Here is a 20,479-nt window from a genome sequence, read left to right as displayed (position 1 = left end):
GAAATTTTACTGATATAATTCCATTAATAAAGCACTTTAGCCAAGTAGAGGCTAAAGTGCTTCTAATGATTATGCCTATTTTTGTTGGATTAAATGTAAATCTCTCTGCGGGAAAGGGATTTCGATATCATTCGCCTTGAACTTTTCAAACAACTTGAATCTTAAATCACTTGGAATGCGAAATTCTCTTTCATCCGCTTGTTGATCTATCCAGAACCAAACCTTAAAATCTAAAGAAGATTCTCCAAAATTTTCAAAGAAAACTCTTGGTTCAGGATCGGCCAAAATATTATGCCAAATTTCTTCATTTAATTCCTTTATCGATTCTTCTATGAGCTGTTTAACTAAGCGAACATCACTATCATAAGCAACGCCTACCTCAACAGAAATTCGAAGCTTAGTGTCTGCATAAGATCTGTTGATGAACTTTTGTTCTAAGAAAAAAGAATTTGGGATAATCATTCGTTCATTGGCTCTTGTTCTTACAATCGTTGCCCGCATTTTAATTTCTTCCACATCTGCAATTGTGTCCTCAATAATAATACGATCCCCGACTTTGACAGGACGTTCAAATAAAATAATTAAACCTGATATAAAATTCGACATGATGTTTTGTAATCCAAAACCGATTCCGACACCTAACACGCTAGCAAATACAGTTAAACTCGTCAAATTAAATCCAAGAGAAGATAATGCAACTAGAATGGCCAACGCTACAACTACATACTGAAACAAGGTGTTGAACGTAGCTTGCATCCCTCTATCCAATTCATATCTAGAATACACACTGGGTAACACATGTTTTTTTACCGCATTTGAAAAACGAATCGCTACGGTTACTACAAATAAAACAGCTAAAATCAAGAAAATCGTAACACGGGTATCTCCAAAAGTAAAAAGTGTTTCATAAAGCCATGGTGTATTGGATAAGTAAGATAACAGATAGACAACTAGAACAAAAAGCGTAGTCCAATTTACAAATGCTTTCCATAGTACTTGCCATCTTTCTGAATGAATTAATCGTTTACCGACTTTTTTTAAGATAGACCTAACAACTAGTATGCTAATTAATCCTGCTATACCCCCAAGCCAATAAGCAACACCTACTTCATTTAAATAATCTAACCAGCCTTCTAAAATTGCCAATTTATTCGCCCCTCTATTTTGACCTGTTCGTTAATTATAGCAAATATAAAGATAAACTCTAAAGAACTCTTTACATTGATTCAGAGTCTCGATTCCATTGGACTTTTTTATTTGAAGTAATCTTATTGTATTGATAATTGAATAGAATAAAACTTGTATATACACAAGCTACTGGCGTCATCCATACAAAAACGGCTATACTCATTTCAAAACTTGCATAAATCAAGAATAGAACTATCATAAAGGATCCAACAGAATAAAAAATTCTGGCAAAAACCAATTGTTGTGCTCTTTTCAACTTCCAAATAAACGGCATCTCAAAATGAGCTTGAAAACAGAATAATTGCACCATTATGATTAAAATAAAAAGCAAAGCGATGAACGCTATAGTAAATAGAATAAAACTAACTGACCAACTATAGTATAAGAGAAGACCAATCCCAGTAAATAGCCCTGATAGTAGTATCCCCATTTTTAAACTTTCTTTAAAGTTACTGACCCAATACCTCCAGAATGTTTTTACTGTAGACACCGGCGTTTGCAATACTACATCTCTTACTAGACAAAACAAAGCTTGGGTAGATGAAAAAAAGAAAAGTGGAAGCCCTAAAGATAATAGAGGTAATAGCACATAGTAGCTACTGGGTTGAGTAACGGTTCTAAGCTGAATCGCTACAATCAGAAGCGGACTATTCAAAATAATCCATAACAAGTTGGCAATAAATAATTTACTGATTTTATCTGATAATTCGTATGCCACAGAATAGGCCTTATGCTTCCACATATCTTTTCTCCTTTGCTGATTTTATAGCTATTTAAGAGCCCCTTCTGCTACACCTTCTACGATTTGTTTCTGAGAGCTAAAGTAAAAAATGATAACTGGAATGATCGCAATGGTCAGTCCCGCTAAAGCTAAATGCCATTGTTTAGTATATTGACCAAAGAAATAAAACATGCGAATGGGAATCGTCTGACTATTGTTTCCTAATACTAATGAAGGGAGTAGATAATCATTCCAGATCCAGATAACGTTTAAGATAGCTACTGTAACCGAGATTGGTTTCAATAATGGAAAAATAATTTTCCAGAAAATCTGAAATTTATTCGCTCCATCCATTCTTGCTGCTTCGTCTAACGTAACCGAAATACTTGTCATAGCTCCATGATAAAGAAAGATTGATAAACTGCAGCCAAACCCTAAATACATCAATATCAATCCAAGTCGATTGAGCATTCCGATTTGACCAAAGTTTGAGGTCAACGGAATCATTACGGATTGAAATGGAATCAGCATAGCTGCTACAAACAGCAGTAACAAAACACTACTTAATTTACTTTTATTTCTAGCCAGTGCATAACCAGCCATAGAAGAAAAAATAATAATAACGAGAACGCTGGCTACTGTTATCAGAAGAGAATTAAAAAAAGAACGAACAAATTCTAAATCTTCAAATGCTTGCTGATAATTTTCAAAGTTTAATTCTGAAGGCGGTGTTAGCACATTGGAAAAGATACCTCTCGGATCCTTGAAGCTATTAACGATCATCAAATAAAATGGTGAAATCCAGATCATTCCCAAAAGGATACCCAGTGCCTCTAATATATAGAGAGATTTTTTCTTCTTTTTCATTATAAATCCACCTCTCTTTTCTTATTGTAGTAGACTTGGCTAAGAGAAATAACCGCAACAATCAAGAAGAATATGATCGCTTTAGATTGTCCATAAGCCATCTGGTTCCCTGAAAATGCTGTATCCACGATATTCATAGCTACCATTTGCGTAGAATTATACGGACCTCCGCCTGTTAAAGATAAGTTTTGGTCATATATTTTAAATGAATTTGAAAGGGTTAAAAACATCGTGACTGTAAATGCTGGTGCAATCAAAGGAAAAATAACATGTCTAAATTTTTGAAAAGGTGTAGCTCCATCAATTTCTGCAGATTCCAATAGTTCTTTGGGAACTCCTTGCAAATAAGCAATATAGATAATCATGATATAGCCTGCCATCTGCCAGACAGTCAAAATGACGAGACCCCAGAAACCAGTACCTGGCGTCGCTAACCACACTTGGAGTGACTCCACTCCAATCAATTCTCCAATAGAAGCAAACACCCTAATAAAAATAAACTGCCAGATAAATCCTAAAATCAAACCACCAATCAGATTCGGCATGAAGAAAACTGTTCTCAAAATATTTCTACTTTTTAATTTGCTCGTTACTAAAAGGGCTAAACTCAAACCAATTACATTCAATAAAATAATACTAGCAATTGAAAACTTAACGGTAAACCAAAGTGACCGCAAAAACTGCCCGTCTCCAAGTAACCGCTTGTAATGATTAAACCCAACAAAACTGGTAAAATTCAATCCGTTCCAATTAGTAAAAGAATAAAACAAACCCATGACTACGGGAAGAATCACAACAAGTGTAAGACTAAGTAATACGGGAGTAATAAATAACCAAAATGTAAATTCTTTATTCTTCATCTCACTACTTCCTTTCTGAATCAAACATTCAATTCTTTAAAAAAAGACAAGGACCGCGATTCATCAAGCTTCACCGGTCCTTGTCAAGCGTATTACTGTCTCATAGACTCCCAAGCTTGTTTTGATGCTTCGATTGCTTCTTCCCAACTCATATTTCCACCAAGATATGCTTGTAAATTAGGTCCGAATTCATTTAATTGATAACCTGTAGGGAATCCTGTAAAGACCCAGCCCAACGTTTCACCGTTTTGTGAATAATCGTAAACTGTTTGAGAAAGTGGATCGCTGATTTCCATGTCTTCATATCCTTCATAAGCAGGAACAAAGTTAAATTCAGAAACTACAAATTCTTTTCCTTCATCCGACAGATACATCCAATCCAAGAAGTCTTTCGCTGCTTGTACTGTAGCATCATCGTTATTACTATTTACTGCCCAATAGTTAGGAACACCGACTGGCAATTGGTCCTCGTACCCCTCTAACGGTATTGGAATCATTCCCACATTGCTTTCTGCAAATTCAGGATCCATCTGCTCTAAGGTAGGATAGATCCAGTTCCCTTGTTGAATCATAGCAACTTGTCCAAGTGAGAAATATTCTTCTACCTGTTGAGAATAATCTAAACTGAGTACGGGTTCTATAGAATATTCTGCCTGTAAGTCTAGCATATTTTTAAATTCATCAGCTCTTTCAAACGCTAATGATTCTGCATTATATGCATCAACTGGATTTTCATTCAATTCTGGTGATAAATAAACATTTGCTAAATGATCTCCCATGACCCAGCTTTCAGCACCAGGTAATGCAAATACCGCTTCAATCCCTAAGTCTTCTTTTTGACTATCAATTGTTTCAACCGCTTCTTGTAATTCTTCATAAGTGGAAAGTTCTTCTGGATTCACTCCAGCTTGTTCCAATACTTCCTTATTATAAATAAATCCATAACCTTCTAAATTATATGGAATAGCGTCAATTCGTCCATCATCATGCGTGACATTTTCAATTGTGCCTTCTAAAGCTGCTTCTGCTGCTTCTGTATCTGACATATCTGCCATTGTATCTTGAAATTGTTCAATTTCATTTGGACCAGCCACACTGAATATGTCCGGCTCATCACCAGAAGAAAATCTCGTTGTTAATTGTGTGAAATAATCAGTCCCACCTCCGACAGAGGTTATTTCTATTTGAACATTTTCATTCTCTTCCATGTATTGATCCGCTAGTTCATTGAATTGTTCATTAAATTCGACTTTTCCTTGCATAATATTCAGTTGAATGGTTTCGCTATCTCCATCACTTCCTCCAGACTCTGTCCCCATCCCGCCTGGTCCAGCACCACTATCGTTACCACATGCCGCTAAAAGCACTGCACAAGCTCCTGTAAAAAGCGCTCCCATTCTGACCTTAGAATCATGATTTTCTAACATATTGATCTCCCTTTCTATAAGTGTATCACCCATACAAAATGATCATAATAAGTAAATTATTAGGTAAACTAATTGTAATACAACCGTTTTCATTTTTGCAATTCATATGATTTCACTTGTTTATTTTTTTATATAATAATTTACCATGAGCAATCTTTTAAAATAGCTATTCACTGAACAATTATGATAGAATCATAGTATATTAATCTATTTGTTTTATTGTATAATGATTTACTGGCCTTTTTCTTAATCCATCATCATAAAAGTACTCTTTACTTAACCGATATATAATAAACAACTTTCTATAACAGCCAATTAACGAAAGAATTCCGGAGGCCTGTACATGTTAACAAGGGAACAACTTTACGATGTAGAAAAACTTCAAAAAGAAGTAGAAGTATTTGATAAAATTGAATTAAAATTGAATTGGGATCTGCTTCGCGATAGAGAAGCAGATCACTTTGATTTCTTACACTATGAAAATAATGAATTAATAGCTTTTATTGGGTTATATCCTTTTGGATCAACTGTTGAAGTAACTGGTATGGTTAAACCCAGAGAACGCCGGAAAGGACAGTTCACAAAATTATTTAAAAAAGCAATGAAATCAGCGAATAAAATCGGTTATAAAAAAATCTTATTAAATGCTCCCTCTACAGCTAGAGAAGCAAAGGATTTCCTGAAGAAACAAAAAGCAGGCTATAGCTTTACTGAACATCAGATGCGTTGGGAACCAAGACCGCTAACCGTTTCTTCCTCTGGATTTAACCTACGCCCCACGGAAAGAAAAGATGCAGACTTAAGAATTCAACTTGATATGCTAGCATTCGATTTATCCGAAGAAGATGCCTTGGCAAATGAAAGCAATATTATCAATGATCCAGATACTGATTTATTCATGATTGAAGTGAACCATAAAGCGATTGGTAAAATACAGATCTATATAGAAGATAACGAAGCATGGATTTATGGCTTTTCAATTTTACCCGAATTTCAAGGGCAAGGAATTGGAAGCAAAGTTTTACGTTATCTCGTACAAGAGCAAAGTAAAAAAGGCTACTCTGTCCATCTAGAAGTAGAAACAACTAACACTAATGCATTAGGATTATATAAAGCTGTTGGCTTTACAATAAGTCATGCTCAAGATTATTACATTTATAAAAAAGCATAAACAATTAAATGCTTATCAATACATTAATTGATCTCTAAGAGTTTTGAAGTACAAGTTTATATGAAAATAGGTCTTAATACACTATTTTCATATAAATTTGTATCTATCTGCCATTAATGAGATAATAAAGTGCTAAGTATGACTTATCGCACGCAAGGATCATAAAATAGGAGGTTAGGATTATGCTAAAAAAACCATTCAGAACAATCGGTTTTATCAACAGTCACAAGCCAGGTGAAAAACGTATTGCCTTATTACCTAAAGATATAGTAGAGTTACAACATCGTGAAGCGTTATTCTTTGAAAGAAATTATGGAAGCGATTTAAATATTTCTGATACTGAATATGCAGCTTTAGGTTGCCAAATCGTTTCTAGGAAGATTGCTTTGGCACAGGATATCGTATGCGATCCTAAAATCGGAGATGCTACTTTTATAAAAGATTTACATCCAGGTCAAACATTATTTGGATGGGTCCATGCAGTACAGAATAAAGAAATAACAGATACTTTAGTTGCTAATCAGTTATCTGCCTATGCATGGGAAGACATGTATGAAGACAATCGCCATTCCTACTGGCGCAATAATGAACTAGCTGGAGAAGCTGCTGTTATGCATGCCTATCAATTAAATGGCGTAATGCCGTATGATACAAAAGTAGCTATTTTAGGACGCGGTAATACTGCACGGGGAGCCCAACGTATTTTAATCGGTTTAGGTGCAGATGTTAAAGTCTATAACCGTAAACAAGAAAAGTTATTTCAAAAAGAAATGACTGAATTCGATGTTATTGTCAATGCGATTTTGTGGGATACTTCTCGCACGGATCATCTTATTTACCAAAAAGATTTAAAACAATTCAAACCTGGTACACTGTTTATTGACGTTAGCTGTGACGAGCAAGGTGCCATTGAAACCACCGTTCCTACCTCTTTAAATAATCCTATCTACGAAGTTGATGGAGTTGTCCATTACGCAGTCGATCATACCCCTACTATTTTCTATCGCTCTTCTTCAAATGCCATCTCTTCAGAAACTGCTAACTATATCGATAAATTAGTAGAAAACCGTCCCAACAAGATTTTAAAGAATGCTCTGATTGTCGATAACGGACGAATTATTGATGAAAGAATCAATCAATTCCAGCATCGATCTATACATGACTCATTAATACAGTCTGACAGACAAGATCCAGCTTCGTTGGTTTAATTGTTAAAAAAGTCTTTTATAGTTCAAAAATTTGTTTTTGATTAGATATGAGAAAAAACTCTATACGTAAAATTAAATTGGATCTCATGAAGTCGATGTTGACTTTATGAGATCCAGTTTATCCTTTACTTAGTTCCATTTTTCTTTCCCTAAGAGATTGACAATAACACTTTTGCTAGTTCCTAAACGTGTATATTCGTCTCTTCCTTGCTGTGTTTAAATGATAACTTAGTGATCTTCCTTCAGCATTCTTAAAAGGTCTTTAAGGCTTGATTCAGGGATTTTTATCTCCTTCATCAATTCTTTTCTCTTCATTTGAATAATGGGTTGTTTGTTCGATCGCTTGAATTAGATCTAGTCGATACTCCAAATAATACGTTTTCTCACGTTCTCCTCTGGGCTTTGCGAACTTATACCAGGCGCCCTTATTTAAGCTCTCAGAACGATTTTGAGTGATTCCCAAACGTTCTAATATACTGCGCAGAAGCGCCACTATAACGTCCTGAATAAGCGGATCTAACGATCTTCTTCACTTCTCTATCGGATAGTGGGCTCGCCAAAAACGTATTGAACTCGTCCATTAAGTCAATACAGTCTTCTTTCTCCATTTTTGAAGAGTAGCACGCCAAAGAAGCCGTAAAAATTACGGAATTTCGTCCCAGCAATCCTTTACCACCTTTTATCGTCTTCACGTTCAATAAGCTTCTAAACCAGCTTGTTTTTGTTTGCTTAAAATCAGCGTTTTTAAAATTGTCTTTCTGAAGTAATTGTCTTTCTTGTTTTTGATCATCACTAATTTTCATGGACCAAGCCATTAGCTTTTTGAAATTGAATAAGTTAGTCGGATCATAGTAGACAATGTTATCTTCACGTGGAAATCTAAAAATACCGAAGGGATTGCAACCAAAGTCGACCCCTTCAATTTCTTTTGAAAAGGCTACTTTTAACGACCGAGCAATGGCCTTATTGGTTCTCAAAGATTTGAACTCATTTGCTTTAGAAATATAGCTAGGTTGGGTCCAAAACAAAGTAAGCTTGATAGCCGTTAAGGACCTCTAAAATCAACGTAGGGACCGTATTAAGTTCAAGACCCGCTACTAAAATATCGTCACTGCTTACGTTCTCTTTAGAACAATCAAATTTTATCACGAATATATTAATCCACTCTATGATTATATTTGGATCGACATTGGCTCAAGTACTTATATTAAAGTTGACAATGCAATGGTATGTGTAGATTACTTCGTTATTCCCAGGAAACCAAAACCTATTCCTTTGAAGGAACTTTGGATATTATAAACGTATACTTACAGACTTTAATAGACGACTTTGGAGAAGATTTTAAAGGAGAAGTATTAGGACTATTGCCGTTTTTACTTCAACCCAAAAGAGACTTACACGAGTCAATTATTGCTCAAACGAAAGAAGCTTTTGGCGAGAACTTCACTTTCAATGCAATAGTGAATAATCAGAAAAGGATTGACGATTATTCTGAGTATGATATTTCAGTAATAGACCACCACGATAGAAAAGTATTCGCTTTGTTTGCTGATATCTTTAAAGAACTTGAAGAGCGAATTGAATTATTTGAGAGTTTGGGTGATATACCTGAAGACTATACGTATAAACCTAAATATTTGAACGGTAATAAGCTTACAGAAAGTTCTCGTAAATTAGACTTAGGTACATTTGAACCGAAAGCAGGTGCTTAAAATGGCTCTTACTAACAGAAAGAAAAAAGACAGACCCGTAGTCGAAAGTCCAGTATCTGAATCAAGATTTAGTGAATCTGTAAACTCTGAAATAACACCTAAAAAAGAGAAATTGGTAACAGAAAAAAGTACAACTAAACATTATTCAAAAGTAGAAACAGACGTAACAAGTATCGACTTCAATACTGAGTATTCCGCTAAGGACAGAAAAACCATAAAAGCCGATCCAGATATTAAATCATTAATTGAGATTTTTCGGACTTTAAAAGGCGACAAAGCGTACGAGACTTTACGTAATATGGCAAAATTTTATTACGTAAACAATTATGACGAAAGAGCACAGAGAATTATAGCTAGTATTCAAAACAATAAGTTTCTTGGATAAGAAAAAGAGATTAGGACATTTTAGCCTAATCTCTTTTTATCCTAAATACATTTATACACTATCTAAGAATTGCTAACTTTTGACTTTAATTTACTTCTCTATTTCAAAATGTCATAAATTTTTAATCAAGTCAATAGTAACTCTTTTTATCACTTCTTTTTTCATCTTTTTTTCTTACCTATTCTTGGGTCGTATAAATTATATTATAGACTAGATGCAAGTTTAGACACAAAAATTTTCCCATTTCTATGTTTCTTTTTAATAAGATTTAACTCTACAAGTCTTTCCAAAATCGAACTATTAAAAGGATTATCATCATAGCTAGGATTTTTATTTAAATTGATTTTTTCGAATTTTTCAGATAAACCAAGTTGCGAATCAAGAGACAAAAAATCCCCAAAATGTAATTTATCAACCTTATTTATTACTAAGTCTTTCTTCGTGGAGATTTCCATATCTGATAATAGCAGTGCTTTCAACAATTCCTTATCTATATCTATGTTTTCATCTATTATGATTGATATACTCTCGATAGCAATGTTTACAATATAATTTTTTATACTTTGTATATATTGATTGAACTCACTGAAGAGTATTTTTTTATCGCTCTCTTTGAGATGTTTTGCAATTAATGTCTGCATGAGTGGGTGATCTCTCTTGATTTCAGCTAAACTTATTTTCTTAGAATTACCTATTGTAGATAAAATTCTATCCATATTCTCCACGCTAAGATTCGAATTCAATAGACCAATTATTTCACTCTCATTCACTTGATCTGTCACCAAACCTAGATAGGCTTCAATATCTGACTGTATAAAATCAATCAAAATATCTCGGTAGTTTTCTCTTATATTCTCTAGGTTAGTAGAGTTCATTGAAATCATGCCATGCTTTAGTAATAGACTAATTTTATTATCTTGCAGATTTTTAATAGTGAATTGATCGTTAGTTAATTTATAGTTGCTCTCTCCAATAATATCTTCGTAACGATTATCACGTAATTCATTCAAAGCTAAAGTAGCCTCAAAAAATCCAATCTCGTCAAACTCTTCAATAACCTCATCATAGTCAACTTTTATTTTATGTTGAACTTGATTAACAAAGTTTATTAATTCCTTATTCCAGTTATTATCCGGTTTTTGGAAATATCGTATTATATTTTGGATATTTGGAACAACTTTGTTATTTAGGATTAAAGCTGTTCGTGTTTTTTTATTATTAATTTCTTCAAGGTTCTCAACATGGTACTTCATTGATTCTATATATTTAATCTTAGTCTTGTCCGCTACGTTATTACTATTTAAAACTAATAGTACATATTCTTCGATATCATATGTATCGCAATCGGAAAATAACAAATACTGGTTCAAATAATCATTCAGATTATTCTTGATTCTTGCTTTTAATATATCGTTTTCTGAATTCATTAATCGAGTTAAACTTTCGTGCTTAAACTTCCCAATACCTGATCTGTCTGGTACTATTCCTTCAAATAGAGCAATTTCCTCAATATTTTCATAATTAAATTCATACAAATCATTCTTAATTATTGACTTAAACAACTTATTGTACATTTGTTCATGATTAATTTTAGTTAATTTAATTTCCATTTTTTCAAGTTTAGTAATTCCGTTTTCGCTAAACTGATTCCATGTTGCCTCGGAGACGTTTTCTAATAACGAGCTATTTTGATTAATAAACTCTACTAAGATTGAGTTTTCTTTTTCGTAGGCTTCGTTATCGCTATTCAAATAGATTAATCCGTCAAACACCAAATCTTTCAACAAGTTATCTCTTTCTTCACTTATACCCTTATTTTCATATTTCTTGATTGCGTAGGAAAGGAAATTTTTCCAAGTCGAGAACAAAGTCACAGTAAAAAATAGTATATTCTCAGTACCTTTTTCGTCATTATATTTTAAGAGATTCTCATACAAATCTAGTACAAATTTATAGTTATGGTTTTGTCTAGCCACAGATAATATTGTAGAAAACTGGTTTTCCATCTTCTTGTCTATAATGTACTCAGATAAACTAAAGTTAAGAATACCAACTTTTTTATAATCTTCATTCTTCAATATCTCAATAAGTGACTCTATATTTCTTAACTTTTTACTTGGGTCACCTTTACTAGATGAAAGTAAGTTTCTTACAAACAATTTGTCTTCCCTTTTTAAATCGTTTGGATAAAAGTAATTCATATAATCCTCATAATTTTCATCTATATAACCGTTGCTTAGTAGAAATAATATTAAATCATAGTAACCGCTATTCTTTATATCCTCGTGTCCTTGGAGTTCCTTTTCAAAATGATTACTATCAAAGACCTCTGAGAGAGGTTGCGTCTCTACTTGCTTTTTTTTTATTTTTAAATCCTGAATTTTAGAACTAACTATTACTTTTTTTCCATTTTTTATATCTTCCACTATTTTTTTATCTTGTTGATATTCAGGTGTATCTTCCATTTTCTTCAAAAGCGATTCGAGTGAAATAGGTTCTGAAGATTTGGTGTACAGATTACTATAGTTTTGATATTTTTTTAATTTTACTTTTGATAAATTCTTTCCTTCAAGTACTTTTCGTACGTACTCCATTCTTGTGGGGTACGTATCTTCAGATTCACCATCAACTAAAATGCTTTCTGTTGTCAAATGAGTTTCTTTTAGTCTATCGAAAGAAACTAGTGAACTAGATTCCAACTCTTCTAGTTCACTTTCCAGATTAAAAATTTCACTATCTATAATACTTTTTTCTTGATCATAAGTATCTCGCTTATTATTTAGAATCGAATAAATAAATCCTTTCCCATATTGCAATTGAGAAAAATCCCTAGGGAAAATATTTTTATATGTTACCATACCTAACAATTTATTTTGATCTAATGAAGACGTATTAATTTCACTATCGTATATCGTATACTCGTTAAAAATATTTTTAATTAACCTCATATCATCAATATAAAATGATAAGTTTCTCAAAAAAGTTCTATCAATTTCTTTAATTGATCCAAAAATTTCCATCATCTTATTGAAAGAATTAGACGAGCTAACAGTTGGTACTACTGGAATAATTAAATCAAAAAATTTTGTCCTATCTTTTGATACAAAAATATCATCTTTTATGAGGTATAAAAACACTAATTTCTTATGAGTGTCTTTTCCTGCTAAATCATCTTGCTTTCTTTTATTTATTAGCTGGTTAAGTTCTCTAAGTTTTCTAAATACATCAGTACTTCCAAAGCGATCTAAATCTTCAAATACGATAACATCTGCACCACTATTTTCAAATAGATAAATTACTTCGTTTAAATGCTCATCAAAAAAAGAATTTTCACTATTTTTAAAAAGCTCAATTTCATTCCCACGAATTGAAACCTTTCTGATTAACGATCTGTTGATTTGAGCACTTCCAAAAACATAAGTTAAATACCCAATCAGCCCCAAAAGTGCAGCAGCAGCAAACACCCTTAAAGAAGGATTGATTGTACGGTACAGCAAATTCATGTGATTGATTTGTACGAAAGCAGCCCAATCGTCAAATCTTAATAAGAAAATTGAGAATGCGAGCACTAACGGTACTATAATCGCCCACACAATAATTTTTCTAACTGAATTGTTCTTTTTAACTTTAGTAAAAGCTTGAGGAACATTTTTAACATTAACCTGGTGCAGTAGCTGATTAATAATTTTACCTTCTATTTCTTTGAATTCTTTAAAAGGCTGAGTAGGAGCTTCACTTATTTTTTGGTTAACCGATTTCATTTCTGGAGTTACTTCTTGTTGATTTAATACTAGTGAATTGCTATCATCATCAATAGTATCGTATTTACCAAGAGCTACATGAATAAATTTCATTTGTTCATTCTCTGTTTTGTAACTTTCAATTATACTACTTTTTCCTGCACCATAGGGTCCAGTTAATCCTACATTGTAAATACTATCATCTTCCATCATTTGATTAAGAGCGTCTTCGTATTTACCTAACTCAACATCATTAACTGGACCTAATGATTCAAAAATATACTTTTTTTTCTTTATTTTTTTACTGTTACCTGTGTCTGCTTCAGACTTGTTTTGACTCAGTGTCTCTATTTCCTTTTCTGAAATTATCAGTCCTTTAAACATACCTCTCCAAGACATTATTCTTTCTATGTATTTATCATCCACATATAACACCCTCTTTTTTACTTAGGATTTACTTCTAAATATTATTATACATCAAAACATTAATTTATTTGCTTAAACTAAGTACCAATAGGGTATACTCTATCGTTACTACAGAAAAATATTGGTATAATAGCTTCAATTATGTATCAATAGACTTAACCTGAATTATAATAACTGGAGAACTTGACTGAAGCGCTTTTATGTTGATAGGTCACACTAAACGAATAAAAAACTGAAATTCTGATGGAGGAAATAATGATAGAAATATATTCGGTTCAACAGTACATTACAGAAATAGATAATCTAGGTGATAAAAAATTTCTTTTTCGTGGAGAAAGTGATTATCATGAGGAAATAACAGCTAGTGTATTGAGATCACATAAAGGTCAATATTACGACTCTGAAAAATTGCGCAAAGATTATTATAGAGAAATAGCACATGAACTGAGTCAAAGTGAAAAAGACAATTTTTTGGCATATTCACAACACCATGGGTTGCCTACACCTTTAATTGATATAACTACAAACCCTTTAGTAGCACTTTACTTTTCCACTGCTTACAATCTACCTATAAAAACAGGATACGTCCATGTATTTGATAGAAATAACTGTATTCCTTTTGATATACTGCCGAAAAACTACATAGATCGTCCCTTTGGACTTAGCACAATTGATAAATACGAGGGTTTCTTAAAATTTTTGGAAGAAAATAGACCTGAAACATACGATTTAGTAGTGTATCTATTAACAGATTTGTTGAAAAAAATTTACACCATAGAAACTGGTCAAACTTTTAGTGAGAAAATAATACTGAATATACGAAATCACTTAAAATCGACATATAAATTAGAAGAAATCTATAAGTCAAATCTAGAAAGTATTATTTGTGATTTAGAAAAAGAGGAAGTCATTTTTTCTGAATTAAATAAAAGTGTGCGGTACTACGATAATAAATCAGATAGTTTCTACTTTTATACAAACACAACCCATAATAGCTTTGGTAGAGAGTTTACTTATGGATTTTGGTGGATATTTTTAATAAACCGTTATGATAATTGTTTTTTCACTTTAGATACTCATGTTACTTTTCATAAACGTAAAGACTACTCTATGATTCCTAAACCAGTTATCCCACCTGTTTTGTATCAATCTGAAATATCCTTTGATAGAATGAAAGTTCAAAATGGGTTATTTTTCTATCAATTATTTTCAAAATTTGGAAGAAAACGACCAATAATTACTCAACACATTATGAAAGATCATACATTTAAAATTAATGATAAATTATCTATTTTAAAACAATTGGATAGAATAGGAATAAATAGAAAAACGTTATTTCTAGATCATGATAATACAGCGAAGTATTTAGCCGAGAAACAATTTTGAAAATACTAACCGTTAAAAAATCGTTTCTAATTATTTTAACCTTGAAAAAAACGCAACAATACTGATTAATGTTGCATGCAAAAAAAGAATCCTATTTAAAAATAGGATTCTTTTTTTATTTATGACTATCGAAATTACTACTATACTTGTTATTTTCCTACTCTTTTCGCATATTCTTTAGGGTAACGTTCCCCTGAAATTTCGATTTTCGAAAGAGCATTGTTCAGTTCACTCAATTCATTCTGAGTTAGTTGAACCTCTGAAGCAGCAAGATTTTCTTCTAAGCGTTCTAATTTTCTAGTTCCAGGAATAGGGACAATCCATGGTTTTTGGGCAAGTACCCAAGCAAGCGCAACTTGAGGTAATGTTGCTTCTTTTTCTGCAGCAAATTTTTCTATAAGGTCAATGAGTACCTGATTAGCTTCCATATGTTCTACTTCAAATCGAGGAACAAGGCTACGAAAATCGTTATTATCAAATTTTGCTTTTTTATCGATTTTTCCCGTAAGGAATCCTTTTCCTAAAGGACTAAACGGTACAAACCCAATACCTAACGATTCAAGAGTAGGAAATAGTTCTTTTTCAGGGCTTCTCCACATCATGGAATACTCACTTTGAACAGCTGTGACGGGTTGAACAGCATGTGCACGACGAATCGTTTCAGCACCTGCTTCAGAAAGCCCCCAGTGTTTTACCTTCCCTTCTTTAATCAGGTCTTGCAACACACCAGCCACTTCTTCAATTGGAGTATTGGGATCTACACGGTGTTGATAGTAAAGATCAATCGTATCTACTTTTAGACGTTTAAGTGATCCTTCAACTGATTTCCTGATTTGTTCTGGGCTACTATCTAGCACCTGTTTATTGTTTGCCATCTGAATACCAAATTTAGTTGCGATTATGACTTGTTTTTTGAACGGAGCAAGTGCTTCCCCTAGTAACTCTTCATTCACATATGGACCATATACCTCGGCTGTGTCAAAAAAAGTAACGCCCCGATCAAGTGCTGCATGGATTAGAGAGATCATTTCTTTCTTGTCTGAAGCTTTTCCGTAACCATGACTCATTCCCATACAACCAAGTCCAAGAGACGAGACTTCTAACCCACTATTTCCTAATGTACGCTTCTCCACTGATCATCTTCCTTTCTAAAAATCTGAAAGCCATCTATTAAGATTATCCTTGTCTTCATCTGCATTTCTATCTTCAACGGTATAAACTTCCTCTATATTGGATTTTGGAAGTAGTTCTGATAACCTTTGAAACGTATCTCCTGAACCATATCCAGCATTGGTAGAAAAGGAAGTGACTATTTTTCCTTCAAGTTCTTTTTCATATCCTTGTATGAATGTCACCATAGGATTAGCCAGCGTCATTGCCCATATTGGGTGTCCCAAAATAACCGTCTGATATTGTGTTAAATCAGGTATACCCGTAGATAATTCTGGATACAACTCATTATCTCTTTCGTAGGTTGCCCGATTTACCGTTTCCTCATAGTTGCTGGGATAGGGCTCTTTGACCTGCAGCTCTAAAATATCAGAATCGATTGTTTCACTAATTTCTTTTGCTAATTCTTCTGTATGGCCACTTCTTGAAAAATAAATAACAATAGATTTTGCTGAATCTGACAACTTTCTAGTGGGTGCTTCGCTTGCATTTGTATCTTTTCCATCTGATATAGCTCCACGTCCAAAATTGTCTGATTCACTTGTGGTTGACGTATTTTCCGGTGAGCTTTCTTCAGTTTGATTGTTCATTTGACAGCCTGATAAAAAAACAAAAGCAGATATTGCTCCAAAACTTTTTCTAATCATTAACGTTCTCCTTCCATAATTTAACCTAAAGATTTTAGTAAGAAGTCCGTAATCTCTACTATAAATAAAAGTTGTTGTTAGTCACTATACGTTTTTTAAATATCCATTTTTCTACTAGCCATCCATTTGATCATTTCTGGATCAGAATGAGAAAAGAATTGGCTTTCACCTTCATTTAAAGTTGCCATTTCTTTTTTATCCTCTTCAGTTAACTCAAAATCAAAAACAGCTAGATTCTCAACCATACGTTCTGGTTTCACTGACTTAGCTAGTACAATAATATCTTGCTCGACTAACCAACGAATAATGACTTGTGCTACTGATTTTCCATATTTATTTCCGATATTTTTTAAAACTGCATTATTGAAAATATCATTTTTCCCTTCAGCAAATGGTGCCCATGCTTCTGGGATAATGCCTTCATTTTTTAAAGCTTCAATATTTTTTGCTTGTTGTTGGAAAGGATTGATTTCAATTTGATTGACTTGTGGAGTCACTTCATTAAATGCAGCTAAGTCAACAGCTCGGTCAACTCCAAAGTTTGAGACACCAATTGCTCGAACTTTCCCTTGTTTTTGAAGTTCTTCCATTGCACGCCACGCTCCATACACATCATTATAAGGTTGGTGAATCAACAATAGATCTACATAGTCTAAACCTAATCGTTCTAGTGAGCGTTCTACAGAAGTCATAACCCCATCATAGTTAACGTTATCTACCCATACTTTTGTCGTTACAAAAAGCTCTTCACGAGGCACGTCCGAATGAGCGATTCCTTTACCAACGGCTTCTTCATTCATATAGCTTTGTGCAGTATCAATATGACGATAACCTGCTTTGATCGCGTCTTTTACGGCTTTCTCAGCTTCTTGTGGATCTGTGATTTGAAACGTCCCAAATCCTAAAATCGGTACTTCTACACCATTGGCTAGTTTTACAGTTTTCATATAAAATTCCTCCATTTAAATTAGTTATTTTTGACTACATTTTCACTATACACCTTAGAGTTAACTTCAAAGCAACTCTTTTAACCTGTTTTTTTCTTTTTGATATAGCTGATCTACTAATAGTTGATTCTGGTATAAGAAAAAGAAGCAAGTTTCAATTCTTCATTTATCTTCGTATAGATTTCCGTTACTACAAAGGGATTAATCACTTCATTTCCACTTACAATAGCTGTTAATTTTACTTTATTTAACAAAATAACTGTTGTATCAAATTCGTGAATCGTTTTTTCTTCAAATGCTACATGTTTGTAAATGATTTCCCTAGATTTTATAATGTTGATCTCTTCATCTCTTGATAAAGTAACGCCCATGTGCACAAAAACCGCATTGGAGTGCACCAAATCCATTAAAGTATCCGAATCAATTTCTTTTAAGCTTTTCCAAAGTTTTTCAGATATTTCCATAACGTTGTTCATCGATCAGATCTCCTCTTATAGCTTTTCAAAGGTAAAGCGATTTTTCGTTATATAGTCGTTTATTATTTTTTTACCCGAAAAGATTGATTCCATAACTCTTCTACTCTTTCGTTACTTTTAGACTCTTCATTTATACGTGCTATATGTTCGTCATACGTATCGATCTTATATTGAAGTAGGTTACGAACGCTCATCATTTCTTCTAGTTTTGAATCTACTTCAACTAATTGTTCTTTTAATATATCTTTTTGAGCTAACCTTTCGTCTCCTTCTACTTGAGAAAGCAACGTAAATTGTATAAGAGATTCAATGGACACCCCAGCACTACGCAAACTTTTTGCCAAGAACACCCAATTTATATCTTGGGTGGTGAATTGCCGATAGCCATTTTCTCCTCTGGTTATTGTTGGTATAACGCCTACCTGTTCGTAGTAGCGTATTGTATCTGTTGTGATTCCAAACATGTCTGCCACTTCTTTAATAGACTTCAAATTTCCCACCTACTCTACTTAAATTTTATTTTTATTACTACCGTTAACTTATAGACCTAGATCAGTATAATCATGATTTACAATCTTTTTTAATCTAAAAATATCATTTTCGAATTCAAATATTAAAATACAGCAATTGGCAAGTGGCGCTTCCTGATCAACGCTGCTTTCGTGCGCCCAATGTCTCATAAACTGTCTACAAGAAGCTCCATGTGATACGGCCAATATATTTTTTCTTGTATCTTTTTGCACAAGATCCATAAGCGTATCAGCTATTCTTTTTTTAAAAGCTTCTTCTCCTTCCCCACCATAAGGTACAAAAAAATCACCGTAAGGTAACGGAGGATTTAAATACTCATGTTCTGCTTCTAATATCCCAAAATTCCACTCTTTTAGTCCTTTAACTCTTTTGTAAGGTTGATCTGTTAAGATTTCTAATGTATCACAAGCTCTTTCCGACGTAGAAGAATAAGCGGAATCGAATGTAATCTGATTGGTTGAAAAATAGTCTTTTGCAATTTCGGCTTGTTTTATTCCAATTTCAGTAAGTGGTGAATCAGACCATCCTTGTATCTTTTTCATTTTGTTAAAAAAAGTTTGTCCATGTCTTACTAGATAAACTGTTTTCTTCAAGTCTATTCCTCCATTCATCTTTAACTCTATCATAAACTATGAAGTTCACTTTAAGGCAAGAGAAAAGAATTTATATTTGTAAATTTTTTTCTTACTGTTACTTTTTTTACCGTTTTAATAATTTACGAGAGAAATACAAAAAGCGCAACAATCTATAATATTGTTGCGTCCAAAACCTTTTACATTTAAGGTTTTCTTTGTATACTTAATTTAAAGCAAAATAACGCAACGTAATTTAAAACTTGTTGCGTTTTAAGGAGCAGTACCTCGATTCCAGTAAAAGACCAAGAAAAAGTAAAGTTTTAATAACTTATTTACCCCTTTTTTTAGATAATGGTTCTATAATAAATGACGTTGGTAATTTCTCACCAACGTCATTTTTTTCTTTCAAATTAGAAAACAAGTGAGTTCTCCTGTAGAATAATAGTCGACGAAAACCAAATATCCATAGGAGGAACTCACTTGCCTACATCAAATGATATGCAAAATGTACTAGATATTCAAGACAAAAATATGATTTTCGAAGATAACTGCGTGTCTTACGGCATGCATAAACAAAAGAAATGTAAATTTATAGACTGCACTCTGACTTATATTCCTACGAAATGTAAAAAATGTCAGGAACCAAATAGAAACTTCTCCATCTATAAAAATGGTACACAGACCTCTAGAATCACTTTACCAATGTCTGACATTTATCCGACCTATCTCAGAGTGAAAAAGCAGCGGTTCAAGTGTACATCTTGTGAAGCAACATTTACTGCGGAAACACCGATTGTAAAAGAGGCGTGTTTTATCTCTAATTTTATCAAAGCAGAAATACTGGCGAAGTCAGCTGATGCTCGTTCGATCAAGAGCTTGGCAGAAGAGACGAATGTCTCTTCCACAACGATTCAAAGAATCATCAATGAACAGGTGAAGTATTATCGACCTTACTATCATTCATTGCCGGAGAACTTGTCGTTTGATGAGTTTAAGTATGGGAATGGGCAAATGGCTTTTGAGTATATTGATGTCGTAACAG

19 protein-coding genes and 1 pseudogene are annotated in these 20,479 nt (G+C 33.2%); 6 read left to right on the top strand and 14 right to left on the bottom strand.

The features are described 5' to 3' along the window. Nucleotides 1-75: 75 nt before the first annotated feature. The 5 genes from BLT22_RS10550 to BLT22_RS10530 form a co-directional block, all read right to left on the bottom strand. A complete protein-coding gene (locus BLT22_RS10550; RefSeq protein ID WP_091763115.1) occupies nucleotides 76-1,146 on the bottom strand; it encodes a mechanosensitive ion channel family protein in 1,071 nt (356 codons plus the stop codon). Nucleotides 1,147-1,216: 70 nt separating this feature from the next. Continuing rightward, nucleotides 1,217-1,930 (bottom strand): DUF624 domain-containing protein, encoded by a 714-nt coding sequence (locus BLT22_RS10545; protein ID WP_091763113.1) that lies wholly within the window; start codon nucleotides 1,928-1,930, stop codon nucleotides 1,217-1,219. Between the two features lie 27 nt (nucleotides 1,931-1,957). Then, nucleotides 1,958-2,776: a carbohydrate ABC transporter permease gene (locus tag BLT22_RS10540; protein WP_087057059.1), complete on the bottom strand. Its 819-nt coding sequence runs from the start codon at nucleotides 2,774-2,776 to the stop codon at nucleotides 1,958-1,960. Continuing rightward, the gene (locus BLT22_RS10535; RefSeq protein ID WP_091763111.1) at nucleotides 2,776-3,636 is read right to left on the bottom strand and encodes a carbohydrate ABC transporter permease; all 861 of its coding nucleotides are present in this window, start codon (nucleotides 3,634-3,636) and stop codon (nucleotides 2,776-2,778) included. The genes BLT22_RS10540 and BLT22_RS10535 overlap by 1 nt, the downstream gene beginning before the upstream one ends. Before the next feature lie 92 nt (nucleotides 3,637-3,728). Then, the gene (locus BLT22_RS10530) at nucleotides 3,729-5,063 is read right to left on the bottom strand and encodes an ABC transporter substrate-binding protein (RefSeq protein ID WP_218127275.1); all 1,335 of its coding nucleotides are present in this window, start codon (nucleotides 5,061-5,063) and stop codon (nucleotides 3,729-3,731) included. Nucleotides 5,064-5,406: 343 nt separating this feature from the next. Between BLT22_RS10530 and BLT22_RS10525 the strand changes: the two genes are divergently transcribed. Together BLT22_RS10525 and BLT22_RS10520 are read left to right on the top strand one after the other, a co-directional pair. Continuing rightward, a complete protein-coding gene (locus BLT22_RS10525) occupies nucleotides 5,407-6,234 on the top strand; it encodes a GNAT family N-acetyltransferase (RefSeq protein WP_091763108.1) in 828 nt (275 codons plus the stop codon). 182 nt (nucleotides 6,235-6,416) lie between these two features. Next, on the top strand, nucleotides 6,417-7,442 hold the full coding sequence (locus BLT22_RS10520; protein ID WP_091763106.1) for a N(5)-(carboxyethyl)ornithine synthase: 1,026 nt from the start codon (nucleotides 6,417-6,419) through the stop codon (nucleotides 7,440-7,442). A 274-nt stretch (nucleotides 7,443-7,716) separates the two neighbouring features. On the opposite strand, the gene BLT22_RS12235 is transcribed toward BLT22_RS10520, so the two are convergent. Both BLT22_RS12235 and BLT22_RS10515 read right to left on the bottom strand, forming a co-directional pair. Beyond that, nucleotides 7,717-7,905 (bottom strand): hypothetical protein, encoded by a 189-nt coding sequence (locus tag BLT22_RS12235; RefSeq protein ID WP_143020654.1) that lies wholly within the window; start codon nucleotides 7,903-7,905, stop codon nucleotides 7,717-7,719. Beyond that, nucleotides 7,880-8,419 carry a primase C-terminal domain-containing protein gene (locus tag BLT22_RS10515; protein ID WP_091763104.1) on the bottom strand — a complete coding sequence of 180 codons (540 nt, stop codon included), beginning with the start codon at nucleotides 8,417-8,419 and terminating at the stop codon, nucleotides 7,880-7,882. Before BLT22_RS10515 ends, BLT22_RS12235 begins: the two co-directional genes overlap by 26 nt. 309 nt (nucleotides 8,420-8,728) lie before the next feature. Here BLT22_RS10515 and BLT22_RS10510 point away from each other — a divergent pair, with 309 nt between their 5' ends. Then, entirely contained in the window at nucleotides 8,729-9,154 is a 426-nt protein-coding gene (locus tag BLT22_RS10510; RefSeq protein ID WP_236048808.1) for a hypothetical protein, read from the top strand. Between the two features lies 1 nt (nucleotide 9,155). Beyond that, complete coding sequence (locus BLT22_RS10505) at nucleotides 9,156-9,539, top strand: hypothetical protein (protein ID WP_091763102.1); 384 nt, start codon at nucleotides 9,156-9,158, stop codon at nucleotides 9,537-9,539. Between the two features lie 203 nt (nucleotides 9,540-9,742). Here the strand turns inward: BLT22_RS10505 and BLT22_RS10500 are convergent, their stop codons facing one another. Further along, nucleotides 9,743-13,714, bottom strand: a complete 3,972-nt coding sequence (locus tag BLT22_RS10500) for a YobI family P-loop NTPase (RefSeq protein WP_143020653.1) — start codon at nucleotides 13,712-13,714, stop codon at nucleotides 9,743-9,745. 246 nt (nucleotides 13,715-13,960) lie between these two features. On the opposite strand from BLT22_RS10500, the gene BLT22_RS10495 reads away from it, so the two are divergent. Continuing rightward, nucleotides 13,961-15,091: an FRG domain-containing protein gene (locus BLT22_RS10495; protein WP_072693691.1), complete on the top strand. Its 1,131-nt coding sequence runs from the start codon at nucleotides 13,961-13,963 to the stop codon at nucleotides 15,089-15,091. 149 nt (nucleotides 15,092-15,240) lie between these two features. On the opposite strand, the gene BLT22_RS10490 is transcribed toward BLT22_RS10495, so the two are convergent. From BLT22_RS10490 to BLT22_RS10465, 6 genes are all read right to left on the bottom strand, one after another. Beyond that, nucleotides 15,241-16,224 carry an aldo/keto reductase gene (locus BLT22_RS10490; protein WP_091763098.1) on the bottom strand — a complete coding sequence of 328 codons (984 nt, stop codon included), beginning with the start codon at nucleotides 16,222-16,224 and terminating at the stop codon, nucleotides 15,241-15,243. 15 nt (nucleotides 16,225-16,239) lie between these two features. Beyond that, nucleotides 16,240-16,908, bottom strand: coding sequence for a flavodoxin family protein (locus BLT22_RS10485; RefSeq protein WP_091763096.1), 669 nt, complete (start codon nucleotides 16,906-16,908; stop codon nucleotides 16,240-16,242). Nucleotides 16,909-17,003: 95 nt separating this feature from the next. Continuing rightward, nucleotides 17,004-17,855: an aldo/keto reductase gene (locus BLT22_RS10480; RefSeq protein ID WP_072693689.1), complete on the bottom strand. Its 852-nt coding sequence runs from the start codon at nucleotides 17,853-17,855 to the stop codon at nucleotides 17,004-17,006. A 116-nt stretch (nucleotides 17,856-17,971) separates the two neighbouring features. Next, nucleotides 17,972-18,331, bottom strand: coding sequence for a nuclear transport factor 2 family protein (locus BLT22_RS10475; protein ID WP_091763094.1), 360 nt, complete (start codon nucleotides 18,329-18,331; stop codon nucleotides 17,972-17,974). Between the two features lie 62 nt (nucleotides 18,332-18,393). Next, on the bottom strand, nucleotides 18,394-18,822 hold the full coding sequence (locus BLT22_RS10470; protein ID WP_256333887.1) for a MerR family transcriptional regulator: 429 nt from the start codon (nucleotides 18,820-18,822) through the stop codon (nucleotides 18,394-18,396). A 48-nt stretch (nucleotides 18,823-18,870) separates the two neighbouring features. Then, nucleotides 18,871-19,455 carry a histidine phosphatase family protein gene (locus BLT22_RS10465; RefSeq protein WP_091763092.1) on the bottom strand — a complete coding sequence of 195 codons (585 nt, stop codon included), beginning with the start codon at nucleotides 19,453-19,455 and terminating at the stop codon, nucleotides 18,871-18,873. 462 nt (nucleotides 19,456-19,917) lie between these two features. Between BLT22_RS10465 and BLT22_RS10460 the strand changes: the two are divergent. Further along, a pseudogene (locus BLT22_RS10460) lies at nucleotides 19,918-20,479 on the top strand (helix-turn-helix domain-containing protein); the annotation flags it as partial.

This window comes from Marinilactibacillus psychrotolerans (assembly GCF_900101525.1).
Lineage (GTDB): Bacteria > Bacillota > Bacilli > Lactobacillales > Carnobacteriaceae_A > Marinilactibacillus > Marinilactibacillus psychrotolerans.
The sequence above is the reverse complement of the archived record's forward strand: the minus strand, read 5'-3'. Positions and strand labels throughout refer to the sequence as shown.

Excerpts from the sequence above, each read along its gene's own strand:
- BLT22_RS10545 (WP_091763113.1), bottom strand. The coding sequence starts at position 1,930 with ATGTGGAAGCATAAGGCCTATTCTGTGGCATACGAATTATCAGATAAA.
- BLT22_RS10540 (WP_087057059.1), bottom strand. The coding sequence starts at position 2,776 with ATGAAAAAGAAGAAAAAATCTCTCTATATATTAGAGGCACTGGGTATC.
- BLT22_RS10535 (WP_091763111.1), bottom strand. The coding sequence starts at position 3,636 with ATGAAGAATAAAGAATTTACATTTTGGTTATTTATTACTCCCGTATTA.
- BLT22_RS10530 (WP_218127275.1), bottom strand. The coding sequence starts at position 5,063 with ATGTTAGAAAATCATGATTCTAAGGTCAGAATGGGAGCGCTTTTTACA.
- BLT22_RS10525 (WP_091763108.1), top strand. The coding sequence starts at position 5,407 with ATGTTAACAAGGGAACAACTTTACGATGTAGAAAAACTTCAAAAAGAA.
- BLT22_RS10520 (WP_091763106.1), top strand. The coding sequence starts at position 6,417 with ATGCTAAAAAAACCATTCAGAACAATCGGTTTTATCAACAGTCACAAG.
- BLT22_RS10505 (WP_091763102.1), top strand. The coding sequence starts at position 9,156 with ATGGCTCTTACTAACAGAAAGAAAAAAGACAGACCCGTAGTCGAAAGT.
- BLT22_RS10495 (WP_072693691.1), top strand. The coding sequence starts at position 13,961 with ATGATAGAAATATATTCGGTTCAACAGTACATTACAGAAATAGATAAT.
- BLT22_RS10485 (WP_091763096.1), bottom strand. The coding sequence starts at position 16,908 with ATGATTAGAAAAAGTTTTGGAGCAATATCTGCTTTTGTTTTTTTATCA.
- BLT22_RS10480 (WP_072693689.1), bottom strand. The coding sequence starts at position 17,855 with ATGAAAACTGTAAAACTAGCCAATGGTGTAGAAGTACCGATTTTAGGA.
- BLT22_RS10475 (WP_091763094.1), bottom strand. The coding sequence starts at position 18,331 with ATGAACAACGTTATGGAAATATCTGAAAAACTTTGGAAAAGCTTAAAA.